Here is a 14,640-nt window from a genome sequence, read left to right on the forward strand (position 1 = left end):
GTGCCTGCCTTCCCGCTTTCAAGCTGATGCAACGGCATTTGTTCCGGAACCGGTTTTGGCCGCGGCCGTTGACCGGCGAAGGAGAATTTCCGATGGCCAGATCGTCAACGACCCGCTCAATCAGGATCGTCCTCGTGATCTTTGCCCTTGCGGCGATGCCGGCCGTATCGTTCGCGCAAGCGACCGGCGGCGCAACCGGCTCCGGCGGATCGACCGGCACGGCCGGTGGTGTCGCAAACTCTCCCGCTCCGTCACCCGGCACCAACAGCCTGGGTACGGCGCAATCATCGGGCGGTTCGCCTGGCGTCACCACCGGCACCGGCCCCGGTGGCGGGAGCGATGCCGCCGTCAACGCTGAGAACCGGCTGCTCGACAAGAAACTCAAGAGCATCTGCCGTGGCTGCTGATGCTCGCGCGGAAGTGAGACAGCGTGGCTGTCCGGAATGCCGAGGGGACGCTAGCTTGATCCTGCTTTGAGCGTGGAGCGTGTCCACGCGGAGGATCGAGTGATGTTACGCAAGATGATGATGGCGGCGCTGGCCGTCGCGGTAGTCGGGGTGTCGGTCCCGCAGGCGGCCCAGGCGCGGGGCGGTTTCGGCCACGGTGGCGGCTGGGGCCACGGCGGCCACTGGCACGGCGGCGGCTTCTGGCCGGGGATTGCGATCGGGGCGGGTATCGCTGGCGCCGGCTACTATGGCGGCTATTACGGCTACGGCTCCCCTTATTACGGCAATCCCTATTACTATGGTACCGGCTACGACGATGGTGGCTATGGCGGCTGCTACGTCGTGCGGAAGCGCGTCATGACGCCGTCGGGCTGGCGCATCCGACCGGTGGATGTCTGCGAATAGGCACTAAAAAACAAGGTCGTTGACGCAATATACCGTCAACGACCTTGCCAGCCCCGGACATTGAAATCGGCTCACGCCATCCGGTGACGGCGAGCATCGCTCGGAATCATACGGGCGAATGTGAACCAGTTCACAAGTAGGAGAATTTAAAGTCGCGTTGCGGGCGGCTCAGCCGCGCGAGCGCTTGCGTACGCTCGCATGGACGCGGTGCCGCGCCGGTTTCCTGCGGGTAACCGAGGGGGTCTCCGCCTCGGTGGCCCGGGCGCTGGCGAAGGACTGCCGCAGGCCGTCGATGGACTCGTTCAGCGTTGCGACCTGCTCGGACAGGCGTTTGGTGTCGGCCTGCTGGAATGCGAGCAACCGCTTCACGCTCTGGAGCTGGTCCTGAACGACCTGGAGCTGGTCAATCGACTCCTGCTGGGTTGCCTCCAGCCCCTTGGTCTTCTCGACCAGCTGCTCGGACGCCTGTGCGGTGCGAGCCTGAAGCTGCCGCGACGCCACCACCCGGTCGGCCTCAGGGGCCGAGCCGGTATAGGCGCGCCAGATTGCGATCGAGGTCACACCGGCGATCAGCAGGAAGAGGGCGGCGGCGGTCAGCGCGATGGGCTGGGCGCCGAGGCGAAGAAGGGGGTTGGACGGTGCGTCCTCTGCGAGATCGATCATCGCTGACAAAACCCAAATTGAAACTTGGTGAGTGGCGAAGACCGGCAACCCTGAGGTCGCCGGGGCGTCCCGAAAACGTTACGTTTCGGCAAGGAATGGGACCAAAAAGAGGCTAAGAGCAAAAAAACCAGCAATCAGGAGGCCTTGAGGCCTCCGAACGCCCGTCAGGGGCGAAGATCAGGGCTGAAACGGCGAAAACGGCCCGGAATAGGTCTTCGATCGGGGCGCGGCATAGGCCCCGAGCCGGGAAGTCTTCAGTCCCAGTCGCACCAGTGATTCCGCCAAGGTCACCGCGGCGGCGACGCCGTCGATCACGGGCAGGCCGTGCGCCGCGGCGAGTTCATCGGCGAGATCGGCCATGCCGGCGCAACCGAGCACGATGGCCTCGGCGCGGTCGTCGCGGATCGCGGCCGTGATCTCCGTCGAGATTTTTGCGAGCGCATCGGTGTTGCGCTCCTCGAGTGCGAGCACCGGGACCTCGGCGGCGCGGACGCGGGCGCAGCGATCGGCGAGGCCGTATTTCCGTAAGTTATGCTCGATCGGCACGATGGAGACACTGAGCGTCGTCACCACGGCAAAGCGCGCGGCGATCAGGCTCGCCATATGGAAGCCGGCCTCGCCAATGCCGATCACGGGTGCCTTTGCCGCGGCGCGCGCGGCGTCGAGGCCGGTGTCGTCGAAGCAGGCGATGATGTGCGCATCCGCGCCGTCGCGATCGGCCTCGCGGATGCAGCCGAGCATGCCGGGCACCGCGAACGCCTCGTCGTAAAATCCCTCGATCGAGACCGGGCCCATCGTGGGTTGGCGCGCATCGATCACGGTGTCGGGCAGCGCGACAGCGCGCGCGGCAGCCGCGATCTTCACCGTCATGGTCGCAGTGGTGTTGGGATTGACGACGTGAAGCCGCATCAGATCAGACAAGCCCCTTCTCAGACAAGCCCCTTGCCGGCGTCCGAGCCTTTGGCCGCCTGTCGCTTGTTGAGCATGTGGATGGTGCCAAGCGCAAGCGTGATCACCGTGAACGAGACGGCCGAGATCACGGTGCCGAGCGCATAGATGTCAGGGTTGGTCACGGTGGTGGTGAGGCCCTGGAGATCGAGAGGCAGCGTGTTCACCGCCCCGATCGCCTGGCTGGAACGCGCGAGTTCGTCCCAGGACAGCGTGAAGCCGAACAATCCAATGCCGATCACGGACGGCAGGATGATCGGCAGCACGACATGACGGAAGGCCTGCCACGGCGTCGCACCGAGATCGCGCGCGGCTTCTTCCAGCCGGGGATCGAAGCGGTTGAAGATCGCGAACATGATGAGCAGGCCGAACGGCAGCGTCCAGGTCAGATGCGCGCCGAGGCCGGAGGTGAGCAGGCCCATCGAGGTCTCGAAGTTCTCGTTCCAATGCGCCTTGATCAAATCGTCGATGATGCGGAATTCAAGCGAAATGCCGAGCGAGGTGATGATCGAGGGCACGATCAGGCTCGCGATCGCCGAGTAAAACAGAATGCTTTGCGCCCTGAACTTGCGACGGAACGCCATGCCGGCGGCGACCGACAGCACGACGGTGACGATCATCACGATGATTCCGAGCAGCAGCGAGCGGCGGAAGGCCGCACCGAGATCGACGATGCCGGTGCCCTGGAACAGTTTTGCGATCCAGAAAGTCGACACGCCGTTCATCGGGAAGGTGAGGCCGCCCTGAGGGCCCTGGAACGACAGGACGTAGATCGCGATCATCGGGCCGTACAGAAACAGCACATAAGCCGCGAAGAAGATCGCAAGCACGTAGAAGCTGCGCGGGCGGCCCTCCGTCATCGCTTACAGCTCCTTCTTGATGTCGACGATGCGCGACATCATGGTGATGATCAGGAAGGTGATGACGAGCAGGATCACGGCATTCGCGGCCGCGGCCGGGAATTGCAACGCGTTCACCCGTGTCTCGATGATCTTGCCGGCAGAGGCGATCTGCTGGCCACCCATCACGCCGATGGTGATGAAGTCGCCCATCACGATGGTGATGACGAAGATCGAGCCGATCACGATGCCGGGTTTTGCCAGGGGAATGATGACGTTGACGAGCGTCTGGAAGCCGGTTGCGCCGGCGTCGTAGGCGGCCTCGATCAGCGATTTGTCGATGCGCACCATCGAATTGAAGATCGGCACTACCATGAAGAAGGTGAACAGGTGCACCAGCGCCAGCACCACGGAGAATTCGGAGAACAGCAGCCATTCCAGCGGCTGGTTGATCAGTCCGCTCTTGAGCAGGCCGGAGTTCACCAGGCCGTTGCGACCGAGCAGCGGAATCCAGGCGATCATGCGGATGACGTTGGAGGTCCAGAACGGGATCGTGCAGAGCAGCGACAGTCCCATCTGCCAAGTCTTGGACTTGACGTGGAAGGCGAGGAAGTAGGCGACCCAGAACCCGATGAAAAGCGTGATCGCCCACACCATCACACAGAGCTTCAGCGTCTTCACATAGGTTCGCCCGATCGTACAGAGATCGGGAAGCTGTGCGATGCAGCCCTCGAACGTGTCGGTGTAACCGCGGCCCGAGAAGGCCGGCAGCAACTGGTATTCGTTGTAGTCCCAGAACGAGACGATGACGACGAAGACGAGCGGGATCAGGAAGAAAGCGAGGAACACCAGCATCATCGGCCCGGCCTGGAGCCAGGAGATGAAGGAGGGCGACAGGCGCGCCGCTTTGCTGCGGCGCGCCGTCTCCGATCCCCGGACCAGATCCGGGGATGCCTGTTGCAGGATGTCCTCCGACGTGTCCATCAGATTACGCCGCGATGAACTCGTTCCACTTGCGGACCATGTAGTCGTTCTCGTCCATCACGGCGTTCCAGCACGCGACGCCGCCCATGCGGTCCTCGTAGGAGCCGCCGTCGCGCACGGCGCCGGCCTTCTCCAGCAGCGAGCCGTCGGGCGCCTTGATGTCCTTCTCGGCCGCCTTGCCTTCCATCCAGTAGGCCCACTCGTAAGGCTCCATATGCGCCTTCGCGGTGGAGAGCACGGCGGAGTAGTAGCCCTGGCGGTTGAGATAGGCGCCGGCATAGCCGGACAGGAACCAGTTGACGAACTCATAGGCCCATTCGAGCTTCGCACCCGAGACGCCCTTGGAGACGCAGAAGCCCGAGGCCCAGGAGCGATAGCCTTCCTTGAGCGGCTGGAAGGTGCAGGGAATGCCCATCGAGCGGACCTTCGTCACCGCCGGCGACCACATCGACTGGATCACGGTCTCGCCCGAGGCCATCAGGTTGACGCTCTCGTTGAAGTCCTTCCAGAAGGCGCGGAATTGGCCGGCCTTCTTCGCTTCCGTCATCACCTTCATGGTGAGATCGATCTCTTCCTTGGTCATGTTGCCCTTGTCGGCATATTTGTACTTGCCGGAGGCTTCCACGACCATCGCGGCGTCCATGATGCCGATCGAGGGGATGTTGAGGATCGAGGCCTTGCCCTTGAATTCGGGGTTGAGAAGTTCAGCCCACGAACTGATCGGACGCTTGATGATGTCGGGACGGATGCCGAGCGTGTCGGCATTGTAGACCGTCGGGATCAGCGTGACGAACTCGGTCGCCGTCTTGGAGAAGGTCTTGGAATCCTTGCCCTCGAGGTAGAGCACCTTCCAGGGCGCGGTGCCCTGGCCACCGATCTTCTTGCCGCCGGGCGTCTCGCCTTTCGTGAAGACCGGTGTGATGTTGTCGAATTCCTTGATTTTCTTGGAGTCGAGGGCAAGGATATTGCCGGACGGCACCAGCTTCTTCAGCGAGAAATATTCGGTGTCGAGCACGTCGAAGGAATTCGGCTGGGTCATCACGCGCTTGGTGACGTCGTCGGTGGTCGCGGTGATGTATTCGATCTTGATGCCGGTGTCCTTCAGGCACTGCTTGGAGATGTCGTCGCCCTCGTTCACCGCGGTGCCGAGATAGCGCAGCACCTTCGGCTCGGCCGACATGACATAGGGAAAGCCGGTGATGGCGCCGGAGCCGGCGGCAAGGCCGGCGAGACCCGCGGTGCTCTTGAGTAGCGTGCGGCGGCTAAGGCCCTTCTTCCTGGTCGTTTCGGTCATATCAGTCACTCCTCTGTTGCGCATTCCGGTGATTGATCGGCGCTATTGCAGACGTTGCGCCTTGGCGGGATCCCAGGTGGCCAGCACGCGATCGCCCGGTCGGAACTGATGAGCGTCGAAGGCGGCCTCGGGAAGGCGGGAGAACAGGGCGGTACCGTCTTCGAGCGTGAGCGAGACGGCGATGTAGGAGCCCTGGTACTCGGTCTGGGTCAGCAGCGCCGGCGCGCCGAAGGCGCCGTCAGTGAACGGCACGATGCCGAGCTGATCGGCGCGCACGGCGACGAGTTTGCCTGCGTCGCTGAGGACGTTGTGACCGCCGATGAAGCGCGCCACGAATTCGGTGCGGGGATGATGGAAGATGTCGCGGGCACTTCCCTGCTGTTCGATCCTGCCCTGGTTCATCACCACGATGTGGTCGGCGAGCGCCATCGCTTCTTCCTGGCCGTGCGTGACCTGGACGAAGCTGATGCCGAGCTCGCGCTGCAGCCGCTTCAATTCGCCCCGCATCCTCACCCGCAGGAACGGATCGAGTGCCGAGAGCGGCTCGTCGAGCAACAGGATCTGCGGCTCGGTGATCAGCGCGCGGGCGAGCGCGACGCGCTGCTGCTGGCCGCCGGAGAGCTGTGCGGGGAGCCGGGCCGCGTAGGGGGTCATCGCCACCAGCTCGAGCAACTCGCCGGCGCGCTTGTGCCGCGTCGGCCGGTCGATGCCGCGCATTTTCAGGGCAAACGCCACGTTGTCGAGCACGGTCAGGTGCGGAAACAGCGCGTAGGACTGGAACATCATCGCCGTGCCGCGCTTGGCGGGTTCGAGATCGGTGACGTTCTGCGGGCCCAGGATGATGTCGCCTTCGCTGACCGCCTCGTGGCCGGCGATCATGCGCAAGGTCGAGGTCTTGCCGCAACCGGAGGGGCCGAGCAGGCAGCAATAGGTGCCGGCCGGGATCTTCAGATTGACGGAGTCGACCGCCAGCGTCGTGTCGTAGCGCTTGGTGACGGCAACCAGTTCGAGAGCGGCGGGAGTGGCCATGGCGTGTCCGAGACGAGGGCGATGCTTCGCCTCTCTCCGCAAGGTCCGTGCCAATCGCCCTGGTATCGCCCTTGGCCGGCCGAATTCCGAAACAGTGCAGCGGAGTCAGATCGTTAGATCGAATCCGACATATCCGGCCGGCTCGCCGCCTTCGCAGTTGCGTGCACACAAAACGGGCGAGGATTGTATAAAGTTTCGCCTGTGATTGGATACAGCTCGTCGACTACCATCCGAGGCCGAACCTTGCCGATCGAGTCCTCACCCTCATGGCCGCCAAGTCCCGACCGAAATCCGACGCGCCAGATGCGAGCGATCGCGTCAGCCGCATCCGGGAAGGTGTGACTGCGGCAATCCTCGAACATCGCCTGCTGCCCGGCACGAAACTCGGCGAAGACGAGATCGGCGAGATCTACGGCTCGAGCCGGACGCTGGTTCGCACCGCGCTTCAACAGCTCGCGCATGAGGGCATCGTCAACATCGAGAAGAACCGTGGTGCCTTCGTCGCGCGGCCCACGCCTGCGGACGCTCGTGAAGTGTTCGAGGCGCGCCGCCTGATCGAGCCGACGATCGTCGATCACGCCGTTGACGCGGTGTCGCCGGCCTGGATCGGGCGTCTCCAGCGGCATCTTGCCGAGGAACGCGAGGCGGAGCTGCGTGGTGACGCGCGTGCTTCGGTCCGCCTCTCCGGCGACTTTCATCGACTCGTCGCCGAGATGAGTGGCCACAGCATCTATCTCGGTTTCCTCAAGGAGCTGATCGCGCGCTCCTCGCTCATCATCCTGCTCTACCGCCGGCACGACACGCCGGCCTGCGGCACCGATCATCATGCCGGCATCGTCGCCGCGATCCGCAAGCGCGACAGAGAGGCCGCGCGCGCGCAGATGTTGTCGCATCTGAACGAGATCGAGGCCGAGCTGTTCCTGAAGGATCCCGCCGCCGACGAGTTGCGGCTCGCGGATGTGCTCGGGGTCTGACCTCAGAGGCGTCCGCGCCCGGGTGGCCGCGGCCGCGGCTATTGCGGCTCCAATCCGAGAGTCTTGATCGACTCGAGCCAGATCGGCCCTTCCTTTTTGTAGAGCGCAATCGAGGATGCGCGATCCATTGCCGGCGAGTCGACTCCGAAGGCTTCGAGTAGCTTCTGCACGCGCTCCGTCTTGCCGCCATCCACCATCAGCTTGGCGAGCAGTTCGATCCGGTCTGCCGGTGTCGCAGCCGGCGCCACCAGCGTGGTGAAGCTGGTGAGCTGGAAGACATTGCCGGTGACCCCTTGCTCGACAAACGTCTTGGTCTCGGGAAGTTTCTTCATGCGCACCGGTGTCGGCACGGCAATCGGGCGGCCGACGCCGGTATCGAGCACCGGAAGCGCGGCCTGGTAGCTGCCGACCGCCGCCTGGATGACCCCGGCTGCAAGATCCTGCCACATCGGCGCTTCGCCGCGGTAATGCACGATGGAAATGTCGAGGCCGAATTGCCGGTTGAGCTCGGCGATCGCAATGTGCGCGAACGAACCGATCCCGTACGAGCCGGCCGTGACCTTGTTGTGGCGCGCATAGGTGACGAACTCTTCGATCGTCTTTGCATTGGTGGCGGAATGAACCACCAGCGGCAGATGCCCCGAAGGCGTCACCGCGACGATTGTGAAATCCTTGTCCGGATCATAGGCCAGCAATTTCAGCAGCAGCCGGTTACCGAGCAAGGTGGACGAGATCGTGTACATCAGCGTGTAACCGTCCGCCGGAGAATCCTTCACCGACTGTGCCGCCAGCGCACCGCTGGCCCCGGTCTTGTTTTCGACAATGACCGGCTGGCCAAGCTTCTGCGAGATATAGTCGCCATAGGCGCGAGCGAAGGCATCGGTGATGCCGCCTGCCGGTGTGGAGACGACGATCCTGATGGCCCGGCTCGGCCAGGCTTCGGCCCAAGCCGTTTCAGAAGCGGCCATCGTCAGGCATGCAATCGCGGCAGCCAGAATTGTCGCGGATGTCCGCACTGCGGCCTCCCCCTTTTCCCAGTGTCATTGGGCAGCCGGCAGCCACCGCAACGAGATGTCACACGGGCTAGGAGGAGGGTCAAGAAATCAAAATATCGTTTCACTGTGTGAAATGATCAGCGCCGATCTGCAGGAGAACCTGGAGGAGAACCTGGCGCAGCAAGCTTGGCGCCGAGCGCCTCGGCAAGTGCGGAAGCGACCTTCTTCATCGGAGGTACGAAGCGCCGCACGCCGTCCTCCAGACCGACCGCTTCGCGAAGCATCATCACGTTCATGCTGCCGAACAGCCGATTCCGCAAAACGACGGGTACGCCAATCGCCCACACTGCGCCGCCGAAGACGCGGCGGCTGTAGGTCTCGTCCATGACCGCGAACCCGGCGCTGCGGATCGTGCGCAGCACTTTGGCGAGCCTGCCGGGGTTGCGCGCCAGATCGTTCCAGGGCTCCGGACCTAGGGCAAGCCGGGCGGCAATGCGCTCCTGCTCGGCGGGCTCGCAGAAGGCGAGATAGGCGCGCCCCATCGAGGTGCCGAGGACGGGAAAGCGAAAACCCGGCGGGCGACTGAACAGCAGCGATCCATCCACCCGCGTCGTGTGGGCGATGACCATGGACTCCTGATCGAGCACGGCAATGTCTGACGGCCAATGGATATGCTTGCGGAATTTGTTCAGGATGGGTTCAGCGATGCCGCCAATCCAGGTGGGCTCGTCATAGCCTGCGCTGAGCAGCAGCGCTCGTCCCGTCGGCGCGTAGCTGGCCGGCTCGGTACGGCGCACCACATAGCCTTCATGCTCCAGCGTTTCGAGCATGCGGACGATCGTTGCCTTGTTGAGCCCCGTCGCCTTGTGCAGCGAGCCGACGGTCGACTGCCGTTCCTGGTTGATTACCCGCAGGACTTCCAGCCCCCTGGACAACGCGATGACGGGGCGGAACGACGCCATGGCAGCTCCTTGTCATTGCCTGTGCCGCCACCCGATGAAGCAACCGCCGGATCAGTCGACAGAGGTGATATCGTGTCGCCAGAGACAGGGCAGTCACTCGACGCCATCGCCTTCACCGATTGCGGGAAGGCTGGCATGAGTCAAGCTCGCTGACGCGTTCATCTCGGTTTCGAGAAGGGCGGGATTCGCAGTCAATTCGATCGCTTGCTGCGCCCGGCAGCAATTTAGTTCCTGTGGTCAAGCCGGATTGTGACAAGCCTCGCCAGATTGTTGCGCTTGGAGCGTCGTGTGGACGATCGTGCGCTGCGACTTAACGTGGCTATTCTTCGCGGGCCGCAGCGGCTATATGATGGCGCTCTGTCATCGAACTGTCATGTTACTGTAAATGCTGAAGTCAGACGCAACGCCGGTTCGCAAGGCTCCGAGCGCGCGGGATGGGAATCCTGTTGCGAAGGACAACAAGAGAACGCAAGTCATCGCCGGCTTCTTCAGGCAGCGTGAATCCGCCGAGCTCGTCGCGGAACCTGTGATCGTCGAGGGCGCTGTGATCGATCAGACGCCATCGCAAGACGCGGAACCGGCAACGGAACCGCTCCGGTCGAGCGCTGCCGCGCATGCCGCCGGTGAGATCGAGCTCAAGCTTCTCGTCCATGCCGATCGCATGGCGCATTTCAACGCTGTGCCCGTCATCGCGGCGAACGCGCGCAACAAGGGCACGCGCAAGCATCTCAAGTCCGTCTACTACGACACGCCGGAGCGGACGTTGCGTCGCAACGGTTTGAGCTTGCGCGTTCGTCAGAGCGGTGCGCGCTTCGTGCAAACCGTGAAGACCGACGCGGTGGACGATCCGCTCCGCCGTAGTGAGTGGGAGGCAAGCGTACGTTCGCTTGCGCCCGATCTCGCTTTGGCAATGCCCTTCATTCCCGAGAAGCTTCGCAACTCTCTCGCAGCGCAGCCGCTCGAGGCCGTCTTCACCGCCGACATCCATCGTCATGCGCGGATGGTTGACCTGCCGTCCGGCACGGTCGAAATCGCCTTCGATCAGGGCGCTCTTACGGCCGGCGAGCGGTCGTTACCGGTGAGCGAGATCGAACTTGAACTCAAGAGCGGCAGCGCGAGCACGATCTACGAGATCGCGTTGCGGCTTGCAGAGCACGGCGTGGTGAAGCCGTCGATCCGCACCAAATCGGCTCGCGGCTTCGATCTTGCCGCCGACAAGCCGCCCTCGGCGCGACGTCCGGGAAAGTTTCGTCTCGATCCGTCAGTCACGTTGGACGAGGCGTTCGCGACAATCCTGCGTTCCTGCTTCCTCCATTTGCTTCAGTCGCTGCCGGCGGCCGAGGACGGCCGCAATCCGGAAGGCGTCCATCAACTGCGCGTCTCGCTGCGCCGGCTTCGATCTGCGCTGGATCTGATGCGGTCGGTCGGCGCGCTCAGCAATCTCGATGCGCTGCGGTCGGAAGTCAGATGGCTGGCGCAAGACCTCTCCGCCGCGCGCGACTGGGACGTGTTCCAGATCGAGACCCTGCCGACGATCGCAAAGGCCTGTCCGTCGGTCGCGGGCTTCGATGCGCTGGGCCGGGCTGCGGCCGGGCGTCAGTCCGACGCCTATCGCAAGGCGCATGGCGCGCTCGAAGATCGCCGCTGCGCCGTGTTCCTGATCGGCCTCGGCAGCTGGATCGAGACGCGGGGCTGGCGCAACGACGTTGCCGCGGAAGATCTCGGCCAGCTCGCCGAACCCGCCGTCAATTTCGCGCAGCGCATTCTGTCGGAGCAATATGCGAAGGTGCTCAGGCGCGGCCGCCGCTTCAAGTCGCTTCCCGCCGAAGGTCTGCACCGCGTGCGGCTCGCGACCAAGCGGCTGCGCTATCTCGGCGAGTTTCTGCTGCCGCTGTTCGCGGACCGCAAATCCGCGCGAAAATTCTCGCGCAGGCTCGCCGGCTTGCAGGAGCAGCTCGGCGCCTTCAACGACATGGCGGTCACGGCATCATTGCTCGACGGGCTTGGTGCCGAGCCCGACGGCGCCATTGCCGCGGCGGCGATCGCCGGCTGGCAGGCGCGCGCGTCGATCGGGGTGCAGCCCGCCCTGCAAGGCACATGGCGCGATTTCACCGCCGCGCGCGTACCCTGGTCGCGGCAGACGCAGCAGGATTGAGCGAAGTACATCCCCCAAAAAAGTTGCGCCCAGCCATTGGGGGATGGCTGGGCGCGCGCGAACCGGTCTGGGACGGGGAGGGGTGGGGATGTGACCGGGTCGCGTATCTCTTTCGTTTGTCTCTACTGATCTACTACTGGTCCCTTGCGCTGGCGGTGGAGACCGCCGGCTTGGTATCACCGAGCGAGACCCAGACGTTGGGATCGCTCTGCGACTGGCGCTTGACGAAGCGGTAGCCGGTCTCCGTCCAGGCAACGACGTTCTCGTTCTGATTGTCGAGAACGAACTCGCCCTTGTCGGTCTTCACCGTCAGCACCGCGTGTCCTTCGCCCTTCTTGTCGCGCACGACGGTGATGAGCAGGGCCTCGCGCGGCCATCCGGCATCGATCAGCATCTTGCGCTTCAACAACACGTAGTCTTCACAGTCGCCGTAACCGTCCGACGGCAGCGACCACTTTTCGATCACGCCCCAGTGCTCCTGGTCGGTCAAAGGCTTGACGGTCTCGTTGACCCAGCGATTGACCTTGACGAGGTCGCGCCATGCAGCCTGCGACATCACGATGTCGCGCGGTTGCGTCGGTGCGCCCTGGCACTGAGCGGCATTATCCGCACAGAACTCGACCCAGCCGATCGGCGCACGCGTGGTGTCGCCGAGGCTTGCGTAGAGCAGACGGCCTTCGCCGGCCTGCGCTGCCGCGCTCATTCCGAAGAGCATGGCGGCCAGCGCCATTCCCTTCCCCAGTCCCCCGAAATCAAGCATTGCGGCCCCCGTTTCTTGTTGGGACCACATTGCGCAGGGAGCTTTTGAGTTGCCGCTAAGTCAACCAAGTCAAGTCGAGTCGAATACAAGTAAAACACGCGACGAATTCGATCTATACTTGAGTCAAACTTGAATAAAATTCGATATGACTGCAATTGATTCAAATTTTATCGATTAACGCGGAAACGCTGGCGGAACTGTTGTTTGCACGCACCCGCAGCCCCCGCGTTAACCCGCGCGAGGCGCGTCGCGACCCATGAAAAAGGCGGCGTCCGCATCGCGGAGGCCGCCTTCAGGGCTGGAAATGCAGTGGTTTTGGTGCCTTCGCGCTTTACCGCGCGGTAACGCTCTCTTCGAGAGTCTCAATTGGCTGCGCGTGGACGAACTCGAGGGCGAAGCCGTCTTCGAGGTTTCGGACCACGCGGCCCTGGACCCGGCCGAGCAGAACCGTCGATTTCAGCGGGGGACGGTTCTCGGCGGCGATGGCCGCGCCCGACAGCGAGAGGTCGATGATGCGGCAGGTCATCTTGGTGCCGTCCTCGAGCGTCAGCACCGCGATCGGGTTGCGCGGCACGATACGGTCGTGGCGGCGGTCTTCCGGCAGGTTGAGGATGTCGCGGTTGGCGAGCCAGGTGAGCTGGGCGGCGAGCTTGTCGCGCTTTCGCGGGGTCGCACCGACCGTCATGGCGAAGCCATTGTCGATGATGCGGGTGATCTTGCCCTCGACGCGGCCGATATGGTCGAGATAGGCGACCACGCGGTCGCCGACATTGCCGATGCCGGGGGCCAGCAGTGCCAGCCCGCCCGGCGACATGTTGATCACCTGGCAGGGGAATTCACGGCGGTCCGGCAGCATGTAGCGGCCGAGCAGGTGTACCTTCACCCGCTGGAAACGCCGACGTTCCTCGGCGGCCGGAAGAAATTTTTTGTTCGCCAACGCCATTTTCACAACCCGACCCCCCGCCTGGCGGAGTCCGGGACGACCGTAAGGTGCACAGGGTTAATGCCGCGTTAGGATCGGGCGCGGCGATGACGAACAGACACAATGCGTTCGAAAAGCCACATCAGTGGCGGGCAGGCCAGCACCGTCAGCGCGCCGAGGTCGAGCGCGACCGCGGCAGTGCCGGCCGATTTGGCGAGCCGGCCCGCCACCGCCGGTCCCAGCGTCATCGCCGCATAGAAGAGAGTGTAGAACACGCCCATCCCGATCGCCCTCGTTTCCGGCACAAGCACGCGGGCGGTCAGGCTCATGATCGGGCCGGCCGGATGGCCGCCGATCAGGCCGATCAGGACGAGGATCGTGATCACGGCGTCGGACCGGGTCAGCCAGGCCAGCAGGGCGGCCACCACGAGGCTGGCCGCGATCGCCAGCACGAGGGGCCGCTTGAAGCGATCGGCGAGATAGCCGCCTGCCGGCACCGAGATCACCGACAGCCACATCACGAGGCTGATGGCCGATCCCGCCGCGGCAATGCTCCAGCCGCGCTCGGCGAGCAGCGACGGGCCGAACGAGAAGATCATGGCGAAGCCGACATTATAGAGGCCCCAGATCGCGCCCGCGATGATCACCGCCAACAGAGCGAGCGCATCAAGCCGCCCGGAGCCGGCCGCGCTGGCGGTTGCTCCCGGCGGGGATTGGTAGAACGTGATCAGCACAATGCCGATCGCGGTCAGCGCGCCGGCCACGAGGAACACGGCGCCGGCGCCATAGGCGGTGCCGATCGCCGGCAGCACCAGGAGCGAGATCGCAACGCCCGCCGGCCAGGAGTTGACGAAGATCGCCATCGCGGTGGCGATCTCCTTACCCGCAAACCAGTCGGTGCCCATCTTGGTGAGCTGCACGGTCAGCAGCACGCCGCCGGCGCCGGAGGCAAGCCGGCCCGCCAACTGCCAGCCCCAGACGTCGGTGGTGGCCATGGTCAGGCTGCCCGCCGTCATCAGCAGCAACGCCGCGATGGTCGTGGGCTTGTCGCCAAGGGTCTGGCCGATCGCGCCGCCCGGCAGCGCCAGCACGATGCCCGGAGTGAAATAGAGCCCGATCAGGATGCCGATATCGGCGAGCCCGACGCCAAAAGTCTGTTGCAGCAGCGGCGCAACCGCCGCCACGCTCTGGAACTGGAACGCGATGGTGAGGCGAACGACGAACAGGATCGCAAGAATGCCCCAGCGATTGTGCAACGTCTCAC

Annotated in this window: 15 protein-coding genes; 4 read left to right on the forward strand and 11 right to left on the reverse strand. The window is 64.0% G+C overall.

Annotation, left to right across the window (positions count from 1 at the left end; all coding sequences use genetic code 11):
* Window positions 1–92 precede the first annotated feature (92 nt).
* Together JQ591_RS20460 and JQ591_RS20465 are read left to right on the forward strand one after the other, a co-directional pair.
* Entirely contained in the window at window positions 93–407 is a 315-nt protein-coding gene (locus JQ591_RS20460) for a hypothetical protein (protein WP_211397797.1), read from the forward strand.
* Between the two features lie 102 nt (window positions 408–509).
* Window positions 510–851 (forward strand): hypothetical protein, encoded by a 342-nt coding sequence (locus tag JQ591_RS20465; RefSeq protein ID WP_211397798.1) that lies wholly within the window; start codon window positions 510–512, stop codon window positions 849–851.
* A 168-nt stretch (window positions 852–1,019) separates the two neighbouring features.
* On the opposite strand, the gene JQ591_RS20470 is transcribed toward JQ591_RS20465, so the two are convergent.
* From JQ591_RS20470 to JQ591_RS20495, 6 genes are all read right to left on the reverse strand, one after another.
* The gene (locus JQ591_RS20470; protein WP_211397799.1) at window positions 1,020–1,514 is read right to left on the reverse strand and encodes a hypothetical protein; all 495 of its coding nucleotides are present in this window, start codon (window positions 1,512–1,514) and stop codon (window positions 1,020–1,022) included.
* A gap of 177 nt (window positions 1,515–1,691) precedes the next feature.
* Entirely contained in the window at window positions 1,692–2,423 is a 732-nt protein-coding gene (locus JQ591_RS20475; protein ID WP_211397892.1) for an aspartate/glutamate racemase family protein, read from the reverse strand.
* A 20-nt stretch (window positions 2,424–2,443) separates the two neighbouring features.
* Window positions 2,444–3,322, reverse strand: coding sequence for an ABC transporter permease (locus JQ591_RS20480; protein ID WP_211397800.1), 879 nt, complete (start codon window positions 3,320–3,322; stop codon window positions 2,444–2,446).
* A gap of 3 nt (window positions 3,323–3,325) precedes the next feature.
* Window positions 3,326–4,285 (reverse strand): ABC transporter permease, encoded by a 960-nt coding sequence (locus tag JQ591_RS20485; protein WP_211397801.1) that lies wholly within the window; start codon window positions 4,283–4,285, stop codon window positions 3,326–3,328.
* Between the two features lie 4 nt (window positions 4,286–4,289).
* A complete protein-coding gene (locus tag JQ591_RS20490; protein WP_211397802.1) occupies window positions 4,290–5,579 on the reverse strand; it encodes an ABC transporter substrate-binding protein in 1,290 nt (429 codons plus the stop codon).
* Window positions 5,580–5,621: 42 nt separating this feature from the next.
* Window positions 5,622–6,608 carry an ABC transporter ATP-binding protein gene (locus JQ591_RS20495; protein WP_211397803.1) on the reverse strand — a complete coding sequence of 329 codons (987 nt, stop codon included), beginning with the start codon at window positions 6,606–6,608 and terminating at the stop codon, window positions 5,622–5,624.
* 266 nt (window positions 6,609–6,874) lie between these two features.
* On the opposite strand from JQ591_RS20495, the gene JQ591_RS20500 reads away from it, so the two are divergent.
* A complete protein-coding gene (locus JQ591_RS20500) occupies window positions 6,875–7,582 on the forward strand; it encodes a GntR family transcriptional regulator (protein WP_211397804.1) in 708 nt (235 codons plus the stop codon).
* Window positions 7,583–7,620: 38 nt separating this feature from the next.
* Here the strand turns inward: JQ591_RS20500 and JQ591_RS20505 are convergent, their stop codons facing one another.
* Both JQ591_RS20505 and JQ591_RS20510 read right to left on the reverse strand, forming a co-directional pair.
* Window positions 7,621–8,550, reverse strand: a complete 930-nt coding sequence (locus JQ591_RS20505) for a Bug family tripartite tricarboxylate transporter substrate binding protein (protein WP_249137338.1) — start codon at window positions 8,548–8,550, stop codon at window positions 7,621–7,623.
* A gap of 164 nt (window positions 8,551–8,714) precedes the next feature.
* A complete protein-coding gene (locus tag JQ591_RS20510) occupies window positions 8,715–9,539 on the reverse strand; it encodes a helix-turn-helix domain-containing protein (RefSeq protein WP_211397806.1) in 825 nt (274 codons plus the stop codon).
* 385 nt (window positions 9,540–9,924) lie between these two features.
* On the opposite strand from JQ591_RS20510, the gene JQ591_RS20515 reads away from it, so the two are divergent.
* Complete coding sequence (locus JQ591_RS20515; protein WP_211397807.1) at window positions 9,925–11,694, forward strand: CYTH and CHAD domain-containing protein; 1,770 nt, start codon at window positions 9,925–9,927, stop codon at window positions 11,692–11,694.
* A 133-nt stretch (window positions 11,695–11,827) separates the two neighbouring features.
* On the opposite strand, the gene JQ591_RS20520 is transcribed toward JQ591_RS20515, so the two are convergent.
* From JQ591_RS20520 to JQ591_RS20530, 3 genes are all read right to left on the reverse strand, one after another.
* Window positions 11,828–12,454 (reverse strand): transglutaminase-like cysteine peptidase, encoded by a 627-nt coding sequence (locus JQ591_RS20520; protein ID WP_211397808.1) that lies wholly within the window; start codon window positions 12,452–12,454, stop codon window positions 11,828–11,830.
* 331 nt (window positions 12,455–12,785) lie between these two features.
* Window positions 12,786–13,397, reverse strand: a complete 612-nt coding sequence (locus tag JQ591_RS20525; protein WP_094895511.1) for a PilZ domain-containing protein — start codon at window positions 13,395–13,397, stop codon at window positions 12,786–12,788.
* A 68-nt stretch (window positions 13,398–13,465) separates the two neighbouring features.
* The gene (locus JQ591_RS20530; RefSeq protein WP_211397809.1) at window positions 13,466–14,632 is read right to left on the reverse strand and encodes an MFS transporter; all 1,167 of its coding nucleotides are present in this window, start codon (window positions 14,630–14,632) and stop codon (window positions 13,466–13,468) included.
* Window positions 14,633–14,640: the final 8 nt, after the last annotated feature.

The sequence above is a fragment of the Bradyrhizobium canariense genome, from assembly GCF_018130465.1.
Classification (GTDB): Bacteria; Pseudomonadota; Alphaproteobacteria; order Rhizobiales; family Xanthobacteraceae; genus Bradyrhizobium; species Bradyrhizobium canariense_C.